Origin of the sequence: Amycolatopsis xylanica (genome assembly GCF_900107045.1) — a bacterium.
In the GTDB taxonomy this organism is placed as follows: Bacteria; Actinomycetota; Actinomycetes; order Mycobacteriales; family Pseudonocardiaceae; genus Amycolatopsis; species Amycolatopsis xylanica.
In genome coordinates, this window is the sequence record NZ_FNON01000002.1 from 1005974 (window position 1) to 1023117 (window position 17144).

At 68.4% G+C, this 17144-nt stretch carries 17 protein-coding genes; 7 read left to right on the forward strand and 10 right to left on the reverse strand.

Translation table 11 applies throughout. From position 1 onward, the window contains the following. Positions 1 to 124: 124 nt before the first annotated feature. From BLV57_RS12605 to BLV57_RS12620, 4 genes are all read left to right on the forward strand, one after another. Positions 125 to 1309: an AI-2E family transporter gene (locus BLV57_RS12605; protein WP_091288811.1), complete on the forward strand. Its 1185-nt coding sequence runs from the start codon at positions 125 to 127 to the stop codon at positions 1307 to 1309. After that, complete coding sequence (macS, locus tag BLV57_RS12610) at positions 1306 to 2448, forward strand: MacS family sensor histidine kinase (protein WP_091288812.1); 1143 nt, start codon at positions 1306 to 1308, stop codon at positions 2446 to 2448. The genes BLV57_RS12605 and macS overlap by 4 nt, the downstream gene beginning before the upstream one ends. Next, complete coding sequence (locus BLV57_RS12615) at positions 2445 to 3098, forward strand: response regulator (RefSeq protein WP_091288813.1); 654 nt, start codon at positions 2445 to 2447, stop codon at positions 3096 to 3098. Before macS ends, BLV57_RS12615 begins: the two co-directional genes overlap by 4 nt. Positions 3099 to 3161: 63 nt before the next feature. After that, on the forward strand, positions 3162 to 3797 hold the full coding sequence (locus BLV57_RS12620) for a DUF1707 SHOCT-like domain-containing protein (RefSeq protein ID WP_091288814.1): 636 nt from the start codon (positions 3162 to 3164) through the stop codon (positions 3795 to 3797). A 66-nt stretch (positions 3798 to 3863) separates the two neighbouring features. On the opposite strand, the gene ptsP is transcribed toward BLV57_RS12620, so the two are convergent. The 6 genes from ptsP to BLV57_RS12650 all read right to left on the reverse strand — a co-directional run bounded on the left by ptsP (position 3864) and on the right by BLV57_RS12650 (position 9599). Then, on the reverse strand, positions 3864 to 5501 hold the full coding sequence (ptsP, locus tag BLV57_RS12625; protein ID WP_091288815.1) for a phosphoenolpyruvate--protein phosphotransferase: 1638 nt from the start codon (positions 5499 to 5501) through the stop codon (positions 3864 to 3866). 167 nt (positions 5502 to 5668) lie between these two features. After that, the gene (locus BLV57_RS12630; RefSeq protein ID WP_091288816.1) at positions 5669 to 6535 is read right to left on the reverse strand and encodes a ribokinase; all 867 of its coding nucleotides are present in this window, start codon (positions 6533 to 6535) and stop codon (positions 5669 to 5671) included. 287 nt (positions 6536 to 6822) lie between these two features. Then, the gene (locus BLV57_RS12635; protein ID WP_091288817.1) at positions 6823 to 7779 is read right to left on the reverse strand and encodes a DUF6346 domain-containing protein; all 957 of its coding nucleotides are present in this window, start codon (positions 7777 to 7779) and stop codon (positions 6823 to 6825) included. After that, the gene (locus tag BLV57_RS12640) at positions 7776 to 8762 is read right to left on the reverse strand and encodes a WXG100 family type VII secretion target (RefSeq protein ID WP_091288818.1); all 987 of its coding nucleotides are present in this window, start codon (positions 8760 to 8762) and stop codon (positions 7776 to 7778) included. The genes BLV57_RS12635 and BLV57_RS12640 overlap by 4 nt, the downstream gene beginning before the upstream one ends. After that, positions 8755 to 9078 carry a hypothetical protein gene (locus tag BLV57_RS12645; protein WP_091288819.1) on the reverse strand — a complete coding sequence of 108 codons (324 nt, stop codon included), beginning with the start codon at positions 9076 to 9078 and terminating at the stop codon, positions 8755 to 8757. Before BLV57_RS12645 ends, BLV57_RS12640 begins: the two co-directional genes overlap by 8 nt. A gap of 20 nt (positions 9079 to 9098) precedes the next feature. After that, a complete protein-coding gene (locus BLV57_RS12650; protein WP_091288820.1) occupies positions 9099 to 9599 on the reverse strand; it encodes a YbaB/EbfC family nucleoid-associated protein in 501 nt (166 codons plus the stop codon). Positions 9600 to 9742: 143 nt separating this feature from the next. Here BLV57_RS12650 and BLV57_RS12655 point away from each other — a divergent pair, with 143 nt between their 5' ends. Together BLV57_RS12655 and BLV57_RS12660 are read left to right on the forward strand one after the other, a co-directional pair. Then, positions 9743 to 10162 (forward strand): hypothetical protein, encoded by a 420-nt coding sequence (locus tag BLV57_RS12655; protein ID WP_091288821.1) that lies wholly within the window; start codon positions 9743 to 9745, stop codon positions 10160 to 10162. Between the two features lie 9 nt (positions 10163 to 10171). Further along, entirely contained in the window at positions 10172 to 10909 is a 738-nt protein-coding gene (locus BLV57_RS12660) for a TetR/AcrR family transcriptional regulator (RefSeq protein WP_091288822.1), read from the forward strand. A gap of 99 nt (positions 10910 to 11008) precedes the next feature. Here BLV57_RS12660 and BLV57_RS12665 read toward each other — a convergent pair whose 3' ends face one another. From BLV57_RS12665 to BLV57_RS12675, 3 genes are all read right to left on the reverse strand, one after another. Then, on the reverse strand, positions 11009 to 11746 hold the full coding sequence (locus tag BLV57_RS12665; protein WP_091288823.1) for a 3-oxoacyl-ACP reductase family protein: 738 nt from the start codon (positions 11744 to 11746) through the stop codon (positions 11009 to 11011). An 84-nt stretch (positions 11747 to 11830) separates the two neighbouring features. Continuing rightward, on the reverse strand, positions 11831 to 14677 hold the full coding sequence (gene leuS / locus BLV57_RS12670; RefSeq protein WP_091288824.1) for a leucine--tRNA ligase: 2847 nt from the start codon (positions 14675 to 14677) through the stop codon (positions 11831 to 11833). A gap of 165 nt (positions 14678 to 14842) precedes the next feature. Continuing rightward, the gene (locus tag BLV57_RS12675) at positions 14843 to 15976 is read right to left on the reverse strand and encodes an esterase-like activity of phytase family protein (protein ID WP_091288825.1); all 1134 of its coding nucleotides are present in this window, start codon (positions 15974 to 15976) and stop codon (positions 14843 to 14845) included. Positions 15977 to 16041: 65 nt separating this feature from the next. Between BLV57_RS12675 and BLV57_RS12680 the strand changes: the two genes are divergently transcribed. Then, complete coding sequence (locus tag BLV57_RS12680; RefSeq protein ID WP_091288826.1) at positions 16042 to 16464, forward strand: SdpI family protein; 423 nt, start codon at positions 16042 to 16044, stop codon at positions 16462 to 16464. Here BLV57_RS12680 and BLV57_RS12685 read toward each other — a convergent pair. Then, the gene (locus BLV57_RS12685) at positions 16461 to 17042 is read right to left on the reverse strand and encodes a YqgE/AlgH family protein (RefSeq protein ID WP_176968578.1); all 582 of its coding nucleotides are present in this window, start codon (positions 17040 to 17042) and stop codon (positions 16461 to 16463) included. The genes BLV57_RS12680 and BLV57_RS12685 overlap by 4 nt on opposite strands. Positions 17043 to 17144: the final 102 nt, after the last annotated feature.

Below are 17144 nucleotides of genomic sequence, written 5' to 3' on the forward strand. Positions count from 1 at the left end.
TGATGCCACCATCGTGTGAAGAACACGGCGTGTATCCGATCATCACGTCAGGTAATCGACGCTGGCGGAACACGTTGTCGCTTAAAGGCATGCCGGATATGGGTAGACCGTTACTGTGAACCCCGTGAGCGAGAAGCACAGCCAGAACCCGTTCGTTTCCGAGACGGCCGACGTGACGGGCCTCGTGCCGCGCGGACTGCGCATCGGCGCCGCGCTGTCGTGGCGTTTCCTTACTGTCTGCGCCGCGTTGTACGTGGTCGTCTGGCTGGTCGGCTACCTGTCGGTGGTCGTCATCCCGATCGCGATCGCGTTGCTGCTGGCCGCGCTGATGGCGCCGGCGGTGTCGAAGCTGGTGGCGATCAAGGTGCCGCGCGGGCTGGCGGCCGCGATCGTCCTCATCGCCGGGCTGGCTTTACTGGGCGGACTGCTCACCTTCGTGATCGTGCAGTTCAGCTCCGGCTTGCCCTCACTGCAAAAACAGGTCACCGACAGCCTTCATCAGATCCAGAACTGGCTGATCGACGGACCGCTGCACCTGCGCCAGGAACAGATCCAGGACTTCATCAAGCAGGCCATCGGGTTCATCCAGGACAACCAGTCCTCGATCACCGCGGGCGCGCTGACCACCGCGGGCACGGTCGGCGAGATCCTCACCGGGTTCGCGCTGACGTTGTTCGTGCTGATCTTCTTCCTGACCGGCGGCGACCAGATCTGGACCTTCCTCACGCGCGCCGTGCCTTCGAACGTGCGAGTGCGCGTTGATGTCGCCGGGCGCCGCGGTTTCGCTTCGCTTGTCAGTTATGTACGGGCGACCGCGCTGGTGGCGGTCGTCGACGCGGTCGGCATCGGCATCGGACTGGCGATCATGCGCGTGCCGCTGGTGATCCCGCTGGCCACGCTGGTGTTCCTGGCCGCGTTCATCCCGGTCATCGGCGCGGTGATCGCGGGCACGGTCGCGGTGCTGGTCGCGCTGGTCACCAACGGGTTCATCGGCGCGATCATCGTGCTGGGCATCGTGATCCTGGTGATGCAGCTGGAAAGCCACATCCTGCAGCCGTGGCTGCTCGGCCGCGCGGTCCGGCTGCACCCGCTGGCGGTGATCCTGTCGATCACCGTCGGGCTGGTCGCCGCGGGCATCCCCGGCGCGCTGCTGGCCGTGCCGCTGCTGGCCGTGCTGAACGCGGGCATCAAATCGTTGCTGCACGAGGAGAACCCGGACCCGGCCGAGGTCGACGTGCTGGATGACAAGGCGTCGCAGCCGAACGCGACCTCGGACTCGCCAGCGCCCGCGCCCGCCAAGAAGAAATGACCAAGCCGCCCGCGCCGACCGGTGACCCGGCCACCCCGTTGTGGCTGGGCATCGTCGTGTTGCGGGTGCTCATGCTGCTGTTCGCGGCAGGCGCGGTCATCGTGCGGCACAACGAGTTCGCGCGGCCGTGGCTGGCGTGGACCGTGCTCGGCGTGATGGTCGTGTGGACGGTGGTCACCGACCTCTTCTACGCGGCCGAAGCCACCCGCTGGGGCTGGCTGACGCTGGTGGACCTCGCGTTCACCGGTGGCTTGCTCATGCTTTCGCCGTTCATCCTTTCCCCGCAGCAGTTCGCCGCGAACAGCCCGCTGATCACCACCGTGTGGGCCGCGGTGCCGCCGCTCGCGGTCAGTGCCAGGTACGGCGCGATCGCCGGCGCGCTGGGCGGGTTGTTCATCGCCGTGCTGAGCGGGCTGGCGACCAACCGGTTCGACCTCGATGTCGCCCGCGACGGCACGCTGCTGATCGCGAGCGGACTGCTGGTCGGCGTCGCCGCGGACACCGCGCGTACCGCGGCCGAGCGGCTCGCGCGCGCGTTGCGCACCGAGGCCGCGACGGCCGAGCGCGAACGGCTCGCCAGGTCGATCCACGACAGCGTGCTGCAGGTGCTCGCCAGGGTTCGCCGCCGTGGCGCGGAGTTCGGCGGCGAGGCGGCCGAACTCGCGAAGCTCGCCGGTGAGCAGGAAGTCGCGTTGCGCGCGCTCGTTACCACCGAGCCGATCAGTCCCGATGAGAACGGCACCACGGATCTGCGTGCCGCGTTGCAGCTGATGGCGACGCCGGACGTCCAGATCTCGACTCCGGCGGGCACCGTGCCGTTGCCAGCGCACACCACGGCCGAGCTGGTCGCGGTCACCAGGGAAGCACTGTCCAATGTGGAGAAACACGCGCCGGGCGCGAAGGCGTGGGTGCTGCTGGAGGACCTCGGCACCGAGGTGGTGGTGAGCGTCCGCGACGACGGCCCCGGCATCGAAGCCGGACGGCTGGAGAACGCGGAACGGCAAGGCAGGCTCGGCGTCGCGAAGTCCATCAAGGGCCGGGTGACCGATCTGGGCGGTACCTGCGTACTCGACTCCACACCGGGCGCCGGCACCGAATGGGAAGTCAGGATTCCGGTCAACGCGAGGGGAGAGCGATGAGCGAGGGTGTTTCGGTGATGGTGGTCGACGACCATCCGATCTGGCGCGAAGGCGTGGCACGTGACCTGACCGAGCACGGCTTCGACGTGCGCGCGACGGCGGCCGATGGCGACGCGGCGGTCCGCATCGCCCGCGCGGTCCGGCCCGATGTGGTGCTGATGGACCTGAATCTCGGCGAGACCTCAGGGGTGGACGCGACGCGGGAGATCACGGGCGCGCTGCCGTCGACCAAGGTGCTGGTGCTGTCCGCGAGCGGTGAGCACGAGGACGTGCTCGAAGCGGTGAAGGCGGGCGCGTCGGGTTACCTGGTGAAGTCGGCCTCGGCGCTGGAGCTGGTCGACGCGGTGCGGCGGACCGCCGACGGCGACCCGGTGTTCACGGCGGGACTGGCCGGGCTCGTGCTCGGCGAATACCGGCGGATGGCCGACACGCCGTCCGACGGCGCGCCACCGCCGCGGCTCACCGAACGGGAGACGGACGTGCTCCGGTTCGTCGCCAAGGGCATGACCGCGCGGCAGATCGCGGAGAAGCTCGTCCTTTCGCATCGCACGGTGGAGAACCACGTGCAGTCCACGCTGCGGAAACTTCAGCTGCACAACCGCGTCGAGCTGGCCCGCTACGCGATCGAGCACGGGCTGGACGAGCAATAACCAGGGGCGGCTCAGGGTTTTCCCCCGATTCCGGCCCCGGCTTCCGGGCCTAGCCTTTTCCGTATGGGTGAGGAGACCGAAACCAAGGCACCGAGCGACAGAGACCTGCGGGTGTCCGACGACGAACGGGAGCACGTGGTCGGCGTGCTGCAGAAGGCCATCGGGCGCGGTCTGCTGGACCTCGACGAGTTCACCGAGCGCACCGACGTCGCGCTCGCCGCGCGCACCCGAGGTGAACTGAACGCGGTGCTCACCGACCTGCCGGGGCTGGTGCACCGCGACATCCTGCGTCAGACGGTGGCGAACCCGTACGTGACCGGCCCGCAGGTGTTCGCGCCAGGTCAGCGCATCGAGCTCAACGCGAAGTACTCGGCGCTGCACCGCACGGGGGCGTGGCTGGTGCCGCAGGCGATGCTCGTGCGCAACAAGTACGGCGCGACCAAGCTCGACTTCAGCGCGGCCATCATCGAATTCCCGGTCGTGCACGTGGAGCTGGACATCCGCTGGGGGTCGGCGGAGATCATCATCCCGGACACGGCCTCGGTCGACCTGAACCAGATCACCGAGATCAAGTACGGCGGCATCGAGGACAAGACCCGGCCGAACGGGCTCGCGGGCAACCCGCGTTTCGTGCTCTCGGGCCGGGTCCACGGCGGCTCGCTGAGCGTCCGCAACCCACGCCACGGCTTCTTCGGCTGACGGGATAAAGCGGGCTTTATCCCGGGTGCTTTCCCCGGGATAAAGCCCGCTTTATCCCGTTTTCGACTAGAGCGCGGCCTTGACCGCCGCACGCGCGCTGGCCGGGTCGGCCGCGGCGAGTGCGGCCTGAGCCGCGGCTTCGCACTGCTTGTAGGTGACCGAAGCCAGGCTCGCGCCGACCGAACGCACCGCGGGCGCGTTCATCGACAGGCTGGTCAAGCCGAGACCGGCGAGCACCAGCGCGAGCTGCGGGTCGGCCGCGGCCTCACCACAGACGCCGGCGGGCTTGCCGGTGACCTTCGCCGCGCGGCCGATCAGGCCGATGAGCCGCAGCAACGCGGGCTGCCACGGGTCGTTGAGCTTCGCGACCGCACCGAGCTGCCGGTCGGCGGCGAAGGTGTACTGCGCGAGGTCGTTGGTGCCGATCGAGACGAAGTCGACGACGCCGAGAATCTCCTGTGCGACCAGCGCGGCGGCCGGAATCTCGATCATCACGCCCGCGCGCGGGATGCCGGCGGCACGCACGCGATCGGCGAACCAAGCGGCTTCCTCGGCGGTGGCGACCATCGGCGCCATCACCGAAACTTCGGCGCCGGAGTCCTCCGCCGCGCCCGCGATGGCCTCGAGCTGGCGGTCCAGCACGTCGGGCCGGTCGAAGGCGATCCGCAGGCCGCGGACGCCGAGTGCCGGGTTCGGCTCGGCGTCGGGGGAGAGGAACTGCAGCGGCTTGTCGGCGCCCGCGTCCAGCGTGCGGACGATGACCGGCTTGCCGCGGAACGGCTTGAGCACGGCCGTGTAGGAGGCCAGCTGCTCGGACACGGTCGGCTCGGCCGGCGCGTCGAGGTAGCAGAACTCGGTGCGGAACAGGCCGACACCTTCGGCGCCCGCGTCGGCGGCGGCCTTGGCGTCGGTGGCCGAACCGACATTGCCGAGCACCTTCACGCGGTGGCCGTCCGAGGTGTTGCCGGTGCCGTTCCATTCGATGGCCGTGCGCGCCTCGGCGGTGACCACGGGCGCGTCGGCCGCGACCGCGTTGACCTGACCGGTGTCGCCGTCGACGGCGAGCGCGGGCGCGTCGAGCGCGAGCAGCCCGCGCACCGCGACCACGGCCGGGATGCCGAGCGCGCGAGCGAGGATCGCGGTGTGGCTGGTCGGGCCGCCCTCTTCGGTGACCAGCGCGAGCACCTTGGCCGGGTCGAGCCCGGCGGTGTCGGCAGGCGCGAGGTCACGCGCGACCAGGACGCTCGGCGTGTGCAGCTCGGGCACACCGGGCGGCTCGACGCCGAGCAGCTCGGCGACGATCCGGTCACGCACGTCGCGGATGTCGCGGACGCGCTCGGCCATGTACCCACCGGCGGCGGCCAGCGCCTGCGCGAAGACCTCGGCGGACTGGAAGACCGCGCGGGCGGCAGGCAGGTGCTCCGCCTTGACCAGCTGCTCGGCCTGGCTGACCAGCGCGGGGTCCGCGGCCATGGCGGCCGTCGTGATCAGGATGGTGGCGGCCTCACCGGCCGCGGTCTCGGCAAGCTTCTCGAGGCGCGCGGCGACCAGCTGCGCGGCAGGCTCGATGCGGGCGGCCTCGGCGACCGGATCGGCGGGCGCCGGCGTGCTCGACGGCTCGCCGAGAGGCTCGGCGACACGGACGACCGGACCGCTCGCACGGCCAGGACTGACGGCGACCCCGGTGAGGAACTCAGACGGCATGGTCTAGACCATATCTCAAGACCTCGCCGAGGTCGCGAGGTGCGGGACACACTCCACCAGCCCGTAACCCGGCATTAGCCGACACGGCGGCCTCCTCTCACCACGTCACACGTCCAGTGGAACACGGGCGGCGGTCCGCCGCCGCACGGTTGATTCACCGATTCGGCCTAGACCTCGTCAGAAGTCGGATAGGAAGGTTGCGCACCACGACGGGTCACCGAGATCGCGGCGACCTTCACCGCGTGCTCGGCGGCCTCGACCAGGCTCTTACCGGCCGTCACCGCCGCGGCCAGCGCTCCGGCGAACGCGTCGCCCGCTCCAGTCGTGTCGACGGCCTCCACCTTCGGCGACGCGACTTCGACGGCCCCGTCCTCGGTCACGACCACCGCACCCCGCGCGCCGAGCGTGACCACGGCGGCTTTGGGACCGAGTTCGAGCAGCTGCCGGGGATCGTCCAGCTCGCCCCCGAGCAGCCACGCGGCTTCGTGTTCATTGACGAGCAGTACATCGAGCGCGGCCAGCGTCGCGTCGCTGATCTTCGCCGCCGGCGACAGGTTGAACAGCACCTTCACGCCGGCGTCGGCAGCGGCGGCGACCGCGCGCTCCACGGTCGGCAGCGGAATCTCCAGCGACAGCACCACGGTCTTCACCCCGTCGAAGATCCCTTCGACATCCGCGGGCTCGATGCTCCCGTTCGCGCCGGGCGAGACGAGGATCGAGTTCTCGCCATCAGGGGTGACTGTGATGTAGGCGATACCCGTCGGCCGCGAACTGGTCCGGACCAACCCGGTGTCGACACCGGAGCCCCGCAGCGAGTCGAGTAGCACTGAGCCATACGGGTCGTCCCCCACGGCGCCGACCAGCGCCACATCGGCGCCGAGCCGCGCGGCGGCCACCGCGGTGTTGGCCCCCTTCCCACCTGGAAGGATTTCGGTGTCCCCGCCCAGCACGGTTTCCCCGCCGCCAGGCCGCCGATCCGCGGAAACCACCAGGTCAGCGTTCGCCGAGCCGATCACGAGCAACTCATGGGTCATACCCAGAATTTATCCTGTACGCATATGTGAAGACTTTTGTAACTTATTCGGCCCCTGATGCGACAATCAGGCGTGCGCTTGCCGTGCGTCACTCGATCGGGGGATATGCATCCCCCAGGCGTCACTTCGAGAGAGGCAAGCGCTCTTCTCTGGCGTTGCCACGCTCGCGTGGCAGCGTTGCCCCATCCGGCACCCGCCGGGGCAGGGCATCGTGTCGCCGGTGTCGGTCACGTAGCCCCCCGAGTGATCGGCACCGGCGGCGCCCGCCTGAAAGGGCGCCGCCGGGCTCAGATCCCGGCGTTGATCTCCTCGAACTTCCCCGGCTGAACCCCGCGCAGAATGTCCCGCAGCTCCTCCGCCGGACGCTCTTTGAACGCCTCCGGCAGCCGATAAGCCCCCCGTGCGATCGGCAGCGTGGCATTGCCCAGCAGAGCACCGGACTCCCACAGCCCGCTCATCTCCACATCACGACGACGAAATTCCTTGCTCGGGAAAACGTCGACGACGCGGATGACCTCCCCGGCCGCATCGGTCACCGTGGTCAGCCTGACCTTGGCGATCTCCGCCCAGCCGATCTCGAACTTCGCGCGGCTGGAGCGGTACCACTCGATCCCGGACGACGAGACCCGCAACCAGGCCTGGCTCTTGGCCATCGGATCGGACCTCGGGTAGATCTTCGAGGACCGCTCGGCGAACCCCTCGACGATCGACGGCTGGGCAGGCAGCCGCACCTCGGACTTGTATTTCCGCACGACGACCCGCGGCGCCTTCGGGTGCTTACGCCGCCAAAGCCAGTACCCACCGCCGATCAGCACCACCACAGCGCCCGCCACGGACCATTCGACAGGCCCTTCATAGGGCCGTTCCGCGTGCCGCCAATAGCGCTTGCCGTACTTGTAGAAGGTGACCGGCTTGCCGATATCCGCCGGGGTCAACTCGTCGAGACCGAACACCACCGTCTTGACGTCGCCCTTGTACAGCCCGCCCTGCCAATGGGCCTCGGCGGTGCAAGCCCAGAAGAAGCCGATCCCGGCTTCGGTGAACGGGCCCTTCTCGACGCACGACTTCGCATAGGCCACTCCGAGCGGCTGATCGGTCTTTTCCGCACCATGGAACGACGCCGCGTGTCCTGCCGCGGTCCAGACGACGACCACTGCGGCTATGACGATCAGCGCGGCGCGGATGACCGTGGAGCGCTTGAGCTGGCCCTCCGACGGCATGCCTTCGTTGCCGCCGATGGTCATATCGACCCCGAAATGCGCTTGGTGCCAGGTTGGTCGAACAGCGGATCCGGATCTTCGATCTTGGTCTTGTCGCGGTCCTGCTGTCGCTTCTCGTGCGACTCACGGCCGACCGGCTCTTTGCCAAAGGCGATCTTGCCCAGCTGCTTCCCGACCTCTTTGCCGACCTCCATCCCGATGTTCTTCGGCATATCGGAGAGGACATCTCGGAAGACGTGGCCCAGCGGGAGATTCTTGAGGAAACGCGGCAGGTTGCCCACCATGTCAGCCAGCTTCTGCCCGGCCCGCACGAGGACGCGTTGTGCTTTCGCGGCCTCGCCCGCGATCTTCGTTCCCTCGCCGACCAGGAACGGGATGCCTTCAGCGCTCAGCCCGACCGGATAAGCCGGGGGTGGGTACTTGGCGAGGATCATTACCAGCTTGGCCAGCGCGTCGGAGATCATGTCGCGAATGAGCGTGCGGACGACGTTGAGGATCGTCTTGCAGATGTCGACAATGTCGCCGACCTGTTTGGCGTGGTCGGAGAGATCCCGGCACGCGTTCGCCTGCTTCTGGGCGAATTCGCGGTAAAGGTCGGCGGCCGGACCACGCCACTGTCCGCAGTTCTTGTTGACCGCCGAGGCGAGCTCTTCGCCCGTTTCCTGGAGGTGGCCACTGATCTGCTTCCACTTCTGGATCTCGAGATCGAGCGCGTCCTGGTCACCGGTGACCCAGTTCAGTGGCTCCTTCAGGAAGTCGACGTGTTCGATCAGCCAGCCGAATCCCATGCTGAGCAGCGACTCGAACGGGTCCTTGATGAAATCCTTGATGTCGAGAGCACCTGCCGCCAGATCCAGCAGGCCCTCGGTCCAATCGCCCTGTGCCAGCTTTTCGCCGCCACCGGCGAAATCCTGCAGGATTCCCGAGCCTTCGAGCGCGTTGCCGATCGGCTTCTTCTCAGCGTCGGTCTCGGCCTTCGCCTTGGTGATGAGGTCGTTCTCAGCCATGGGCCGTCCCTGCCTGCTTCAGCAGTTCGCTCGCGGTCTGTTCGTCCACTCGACGAGCCTTCGCCCAGGTATGTACGGCGTCGACATGGTGTTCGCCGGACTTCACCGCCGTTGCGAGCGTTTCGCGGGTACGGTCCGCGGTGCTGTTGCACCACAGGTAGAGCCCGCACGCCACGCCGACGGCGCCGAACGACATCGCGTCGACGCGGTTGTTGTCCGCATCGACGGCCTCCTTCAGCCGCCCGAGGATGTCTTCTACCTGTTTCGCGTGTGCGTCGATCTCGTCCGGATCGACGTCGAATCCACCGTCTGGCACGTTCTGGTCCCTCCCCGGGGTCAGCGCAGGAAGCCGCCGTCGAAGTAGTCGTCGTCATGGGCCACGGGCGCCGGGCGGGCCGGACGCGGCGGCGGCTTCGGGGTGCTGACCTCGGCTTCGGGGACGAAGCGGGACTCCTCGGCTGCGCGTTCGTCGAAGCCGCCTTCGACATAGCCTTCCTGCGGCGGCTCGGGAAACTCATCATGCAGGTAGGCGACGAGTTCCTGCCGCGTCTCCGGTCCTGCCGACGGGACCCCGGCGCTGACGGCTTCCGCGAGCTTGCTCTGGGCGAGCTGGACCGTGCGCATGATGTCCTGCGCGAGGGTCGGCTTTTCGCGGGCGCTCGTGCTGATTTCGAGGTTCGTCAGATTGCCCGCGTGGTTCACGGTGACCGTGAGGCCGTCCTTGGTGCGCTCGGTGACCGAGACACCGTCCATCTCGGACCGGAGCCGGTCGGCCTTCTCCTGCGCGGCCTTGAGTTTCGCGTCGTAGTCGGTGAAGAGCTGCTCAGGGCTCGCCACACGAACCTCCCCTGTTCGTGGTCAAACGATGACTGAGAGTGTGACAGACCTGTTGATCATTGTCCGGGGATTGGGGTTTTCCCCACCCGCGTTCTGCGGGAAACCGCATTACTTCGCAGGTCAATGGCTTCTAGCGTGGCTTTATGACCACAGCAGACTGGAAGCGGGCCGCCTACGGGCTTCTCGCGCTGCCCGCTTTCCTGGGTGGCGCGCGGGCTCAGCGATGGCTCGCGCGGAAACTGCTCGGCGCCGAGCCGGGCATGGGCAAGCCTCGGTACTTCGCCGCGCTGGTGCCGAGTCTGGTGACTTTCTTCTTGGCGGTGCTGATCTGGTACCTCGTCGGCCGGATCGCCACCTATGGCATCTTTTGGGACCAGTCGACCGGGGACGTCTCGTGGGGTGGGCCGTCGCTGCTCGGGGCCTGGGTGGTGCATTTCTTCGCCGCGCTGGGAATGGCGGTCGTCTGCTCGGCGGTGCTGCGGCCGTTGACCAGGCTGCAAAACCGGCTACTTAGCCCGGTCGTGCCCGGCGCGCCAAGGGAGATCATCATGGCGAACTCCTAGAATGCCCTGATGAGCAACCCGACCCGGCGGGGACGTGTGCGCGCGGCGACCGATCAGGACATTCGGCGTACCGCACGCGCGCTGCTCGTCGAGCACGGACCTGAGGCCGTCACGCTGCGCGCGATCGCCAGGGAGCTGGGGATCACCGCGCCCGCGCTCTACCGGTACTACGGCTCGCGCGACGATCTGGTCGAGCACCTGCGGCTGGACGTGTGCGCGGATCTGGCGACCGAGCTCGCCGAGGACATCTCGGCGGTGCCGGAGGACGGTGCCTCGCAGCTCTTCGCGATCTGCAAGGGATTCCGGCGGTGGGCGCTCACGCACACGAAGGAGTTCACGCTCGTCTTCGCGTCGCCGACCGGGAATGTCGGCTCGGCGCCCGGCAGCGCGCTGAGCCGGGTGGACGAGCCGTTCGGGCGGATCTTCCTGGCGACAGCGGGACGGGTGCTGGCGACGCAGAACCTGGCGACACCACCGAGTGAGGTGGTGCCGCCGGAGATCAGGGACGACCTGGCCGGGTTCCAGGCCGACCTGCTCGCGGTGCTGCGGGACTCCGGCTTGGCGTTCCCCGCCGAGAAGCTGGACCTGGGCACGACGTACCTGATGATCCAGTTCTGGGCGCGCCTCTACGGCCATGTGACGCTGGAGGTGTTCGGGAACTACCCGATCCCGGTCGCCAAGCCGGATGTCCTGTTCGAAGCGATGCTGGCCGATCTCGCCCGAGAGATCGGCCTCCCCATCCCATGAGGGAAGCGGGATAAAGCGGGCTTTATCCCGGACGCTTTTCCCGGGATAAAGCCCGCTTTATCCCGGCCTTGCGTATCGACCCAGGGCTTGCCCCCGGACCTAGGCCGCGTGGCCGCCGTCGACCGAGAGCGTGGCTCCCGTGACGTAGGCGCTTTCCGCGCTCGCCAGGAAGGCCACGGTCGCCGCGACCTCCGCGGGCTCGCCGTAGCGGCCGAGCGCGGTCATGCCGCTCTGGTCGGCGGCGTACGGGCCGTCGGCCGGGTTCATGTCGGTGTCGGTCGGGCCGGGGTGCACCAGGTTGACCGTGATGCGGCGCCCGCCGAGTTCCCTGGCGAGTGCCTTGGTCAGCCCGATCGTCGCGGCCTTGCTCGTCGCGTACAGGGCCATGCCCGGTCCCGGTACGCGATCCGAGACGCAGCTGCCGATCGTGATGACCCGGCCGCCGTCACGCAGCTCCCTGGCAGCCGCCTGGGTCGCCACGAACACGCCACGCACGTTCACGGCCAGCACCCGGTCGACGTCGTCGAGCGGGGTTTCGTCGAAGGCGCCGACGAAACCGACCCCGGCGTTGTTGACGAGGATGTCGAGCCCGCCGAACTCGGCGACGGTCGCGTCCACCGCTGCGGTGACCGCCGCGGAATCGGCGCTGTCGGCCTGGATCGCGAGCGCGCGGCGGCCGAGCTGCTTGACGCGGTCGACGATGCCGGCGGCCAGTTCGGCGTTGTGCTGGTAGGTGAAAGCCACGTCCGCGCCGTCCTCGGCGAGACGTAACGCGACGGCCGCCCCGATGCCGCGGCTGCCGCCGGTCACCAGCGCGACCTTGCCGTCGAGTGCCATGAGTGTTCTCCGTTCGATGAAGCGGTTTTCCTTACCGCTCCATCGAATCGTCCGAAGATCCTCTGCGCTGGCGGCTTTCGGCCGTCACAGCACGATGTTGACCAACCGGCCCGGCACGACGATGACCTTGCGCGGCGCGCCGCCGTTCAGCAGCGCGGCGACCTTCTCCTCGGCCAGCGCGGCCGCTTCGACGGCGTCCTTGCCCGCGTCGGCGGGCACGACGACGCGCGAGCGCACCTTGCCGTTGACCTGGATCGGGTACTCGACCGTGTCTTCGACCAGATACTTCTCGTCCACCACCGGGAACGGGCCCTGCACCAGGGAATCCGCGTGCCCCAGGCGCTGCCACAGCTCTTCGGCGATGTGCGGGGCCAGCGGCGCCAGCATCAGCACCAGCGGCTCCGCCAGTTCACGCGGGACAGCGTCCGCCGAACCGTAGGTCTTGGTCAGGTGGTTGTTCAGCTCGATCAGCTTGGCGCCCGCCGTGTTGAACCGCAGCTCCGCGTAGTCCTCGCGGACACCCGCGATGGTCTTGTGCAGCAGCTTGCGGTCCGCTTCGGACGCGTCCACATTGGACACTCGCAGCTCGCCGGTGTTCTCGTCGACGACCAGTCGCCACAGCCGCTGCAGGAACCGTTGCGAGCCAACAACATCCTTGGTCGCCCACGGCCGCGAGACGTCCAGTGGGCCCATCGACATCTCGTAGAACCGGAAGGTGTCGGCGCCGTACGACTCGCACATCTCGTCGGGGGTGACGACGTTGCGCTCGGTCTTGCCCATCTTCCCGTACTGCTGGAAGACCTCTTGGCCGTCGTAGAAGAACTTCCCGTCCTTCTCGACGACCTCCTCGGCTGGCACGAAAACGTCGCGCGCGTCCTTGTACGCGTAGGCCTGGACGTAGCCCTGGTTGAACAGCCTGCGGTACGGCTCCTTGGCCGACAGGTGCCCCAGGTCGAACAGCACCTTCTGCCAGAAGCGCGAGTACAGCAGGTGCAGCACCGCGTGCTCGACACCGCCGACGTACAGGTCGGTGCCACCGGGGTCGTCGACGCCGTGCTCGGCGGGCCGCGGGCCGGACCAGTACTCCTCGTTCTCCGGCGCCACGAACACCTCGGTGTTCGTCGGGTCGATGTAGCGCAGCTGGTACCAGCACGAACCAGCCCAGTTGGGCATCGTGTTGGTGTCGCGGCGATACGTCTTCAGCCCGTCGCCCAGGTCCAGCTCGACCTCGACCCACTCGGTCGCGCGCGCCAGCGGCGGCGACGGCTCGGAGTCGGCGTTGTCCGGCTCGAAGGTGATCGGCGTGTAGTCGTCGATCTCGGGCAGCACCACCGGCAGCATGCTGTCGGGCAGCGCGTGCACCTGGCCGTCCTCGTCGTAGACCACCGGGAACGGCTCGCCCCAGTAGCGCTGCCGGGAGAACAGCCAGTCACGCAGCTTGTACTGGATGGTGCCGCGGCCGCTGCCGTGCTCCTCCAGCCAGCCGATGATGGTCTTCTTGGCCTCGTCGATGGCCATGCCGTCCAGGAAGCCCGAGTTGATCGCCGGGCCATCGCCGGTGTACGCGTTTCCGTCGAAGTCCTTCGACGGCTGCACCGTGCGGATGATCTCCAGGCCGAACTTCTCGGCGAACTCCCAGTCACGCCCGTCCTGGCCGGGCACGGCCATGATCGCGCCGGTGCCGTAACCCATCAGGACATAGTCGGCGACGAAGACCGGGATCTCCTTGCCGTTGACCGGGTTGACCGCGTACGAGCCGGTGAAGACGCCGGTCTTCTCCTTGCTCTCCTGGCGGTCCAGCTCGGACTTGCGCGCGGCGGCCTTCCGGTACGCGGCGACGGCCTCGGCGGGCGTCGCGGCGTCACCGGTCCACCTCGCGTCGACGCCTTCGGGCCACGTCGCGGCCGTCAGCGTGTCGACCAGCGGGTTCTCCGGGGCCAGCACCACGTAGGTGGCGCCGAACAGCGTGTCGGGCCGGGTCGTGAAGACCTCGATCTCGGACTCGCCCGCCTTGAAGGTCACCCTGGCGCCGTGCGAGCGGCCGATCCAGTTCCGCTGCATGGCCTTGACCTTGTCGGGCCAGTCCAGCAGGTCCAGGTCGTCGACCAGCCGGTCGGCGTACGCGGTGATCCGCATCTTCCACTGGCGCAGGTTGCGCCGGAAGACGGGGAAGTTGCCGCGCTCGCTGCGCCCCTCGGAGGTGACCTCCTCGTTCGACAGCACGGTGCCCAGCCCCGGGCACCAGTTCACCGGCGCCTCGGAGATGTAGACCAGCCGGTGCCCGTCGATGATCTCGCGCTGCTCGGCGCGGGTCAGCTCACACCAGTTGCGGCCGTCCGGGGTACGGCGCTTGTCCTGCGCGTACTCGGTCTCCAGCTCGATGATCGGGCGGGCCTTGCCCAGCTTCTCGTCGTAGTAGGAGTTGAAGATCTGCAGGAAGATCCACTGCGTCCAGCGGTAGTACTCCGGGTCGGAGGTGCGGATGCGGCGGCGGTCGTCGTGGCCGAGGCCCAGCCGGCGCAGCTGGCGCAGGTAGTTCTGGACGTTCTCTTCGGTGGTCTCCGCCGGGTGCCGCCCGGTGCGGATCGCGTACTGCTCGGCGGGCAGGCCGAACGCGTCGAAGCCCATCGTGTGCAGCACGTTGCGCCCGATCATCCGGTGGTACCGGGCGTAGACGTCGGTGCTGATGAAGCCCAGCGGGTGCCCGACGTGCAGGCCCGCGCCGGACGGGTACGGGAACATGTCCTGCACGAACAGCTTGTCCGACGGGACCAGCACGTCCTCTTCGGCGAGCGGCCCGACCGGGTTCGGCGCGTGGTACGTGCCGTGGTCGGCCCAGTAGTCCTGCCAGCGCTGCTCGATGCGCCCCGCCAGCTCCGCGGTATAGCGGTGCTCGGGGGCTGCGCTCGTCTCGCCGGTGGCCTCAGTCATCGCCCTATTCCTCCGTGTCGAACTCCAGAAACAACTCGACCCCTCAGCCCAGAGGGCGTGAGGGGTCGCCGCGCTGATCCGTGTGGCGGACTCAGCGCGGCAGGCTAAGGAGCAGCCGAGCCGTATTCATGGGTTTCATGGTAACTGCCTGGTCCAAGCCCTTGGTCAGCGGAGGGCGAGAGCGAAGATCTGGGTCACCTGGGTCGCGGAGAAATTGTTGTCGCTGACCAGCACGAGGGTTCGCTCACCGGTACGCAGGCGCGGACCCCAGGTGATCCCCTCGACGTTGTCCACAGTAGACAGCCCGACGTCGGCGAGATCGGCGATCAACCGCTTCTTCACGGGTTTCACCGACTTGGCGTCGGCCAGCGAGGCCACGTTCAGCACGTTGGTGGCGCCCTTGGTGTCGAATTCGAAGATCCGGATCTTGTTGCCGACCCCGGTGACGAACGAGCGCTCGAGCGCCAGGAACTTCGTCGGGTCGAGCGGGTCGGCCGCCAGCAGCGACGAGATGCCGGTGGTCGCGAACGCGCCAGCCGGGTTCGGCGAGGCGAAGACCTTCTCCTCGGGGTACGCGTACTGGGCGAGCACCGGCCCGAACCGGCTCTGCACGGTGATGCGGTCGAGCGCGCCGTGCTCGGTGTTCGCGTCGGGACCGTCCTGCAGCAGCGGCCCCTCGTTCGACGAGACCACGAGCGAGCCGCAGGCCGCGAAGGTCAGGCCTTCGAGCACCAGATTCTGCCGGGGACCGGCGGTGGTCGTCATCTTCTCGCTGGGAAGGATCGGCAGGTCACGGACGTATTCGCCGTCGCGGCGCGCCTCGCGGACGGACGGGTCGATCAACGTGGTGGCGTTGCGCTCACCCTCCTGCGACCAGAAGTAATGCCCGGTCCACGGGTCCACCCGCAGCTCCTCCGGGTCGACCGTCTGCTCGTTCTGCGGCAGCTTCGGGTCGTTCTGGGCCAGCGGCGGGTACGTCTTGCCGTCCGGCCGCAGGAACGGGTGGGTGCCGGTGAAGGTGACCGGCGACACACCCTCGGCGCCGACCTGGAACTTCGCCGAGTAGAAGCGCGCCGGGTTGATGGCGGACCGGTCATCGGCGATGAACACGTACTCGCCGGTGCGCGCGTCGAAGTCGATGCTGGAGAGGCCACCCACGGTGGTGCCTTGGAATTGCAGCGCGTTCGGCACGATCTGTTCACCGAGCAGGCGAACCTTGCCGGCGGCTTCGGCGGGAACACTCGAAAGGCTGAGGGCCATTGACCCGATCAGCGCAGCGGTGAGTACACGACGTGACATGGTCTGTAGCACAGTCGGTCAGGGTATCCAGCAGGTTGCCAAGACGTCACGCTTATCCTCGAAGGGTGTTCGCACTCGCGCTGGTCCCGATACTGCTGGGTCTCCTCGTCGCCTGGGGAGGTTTCCTCGGCTGGCGGGAGAAGCTGCCCCGTGACCGCGGCGCCGGGTTGCGCACCGCGGCGACCATGGCGAGCGACGAGGCCTTCCGCCTCGGCAACAAGGTCGCCGGGCTCCCGACACTGGCAGGCGGCCTGGTCGCCGTGCTCGCCGGCATCGGCGGCCTGTTCTCGCCGACCACCGGTGGCACGGTGATCGCGGCGGTCATCGGCCTGCTCGGGCTGGCCGGGCTGGTCATCGGCGGCGCCGCGCTCGGCACCAAGGCCGCGGCGACCGTTCCCGCACCCGAGCCAGCCGCACCGGCGGGCTGCAGCGGCTGCGCCTGCGGCGCGGGCGGCTGCGGCGTGCTCCAGAAGACCGCCGAAGCCTAGTTCCGCTGCAGGTCACCGGGGTGCGTGGCCAACAGCGCTGTCGGGATGCCCTGACGGCGCAGCACCTGTCCCCAGAGATCCTTGTGCGGTGAAGCGAGGACGTCGCTGGGCAGCGCGGGCACGATGACCCAGTCGTCCCGGTCGATCTCGCCAGCGAGCTGACCGGAGTCCCACCCGGCGTACCCGGCGAAAACCCGGACCCCGCGTACCTTGGGCAGCAGTTCCTCGGGATCGGTGTCGAGATCCACCAGCGCGACCGGCCCGCGAACGGCGATCACGCCAGGCACGGTGGCGGCCGTCTCCCCGGTACGCAGCGCGGCCAGGCACAACGCGGTCTTCTTCTCGACCGGCCCGCCAACGAACACCGACTGCGGCTCGGCCACATGACGTCCCCAGTTGGGCAGCACGTCGTCGACCGGCACGTCACTCGGCCGGTTGAGCACCACGCCGAGGGTGCCCTCGTCCCGGTGATCGATGACGAACACGACCGTCCGCTTGAAGTTGGGGTCGAACATCGTGGGGGCGGCGACCAGGAGTGTTCCCGGTTCAACCTCGGCGTCCGCTGGCACGCCGCCCATGATCCCACCGTCTGCAACAGAAAGTCTTCGGCCCAGGGAACAACAGACCCATATGCCTCGTTGGACACAGTGGTCGGTGCACTCCGTGTCCCCCGGGCTCAC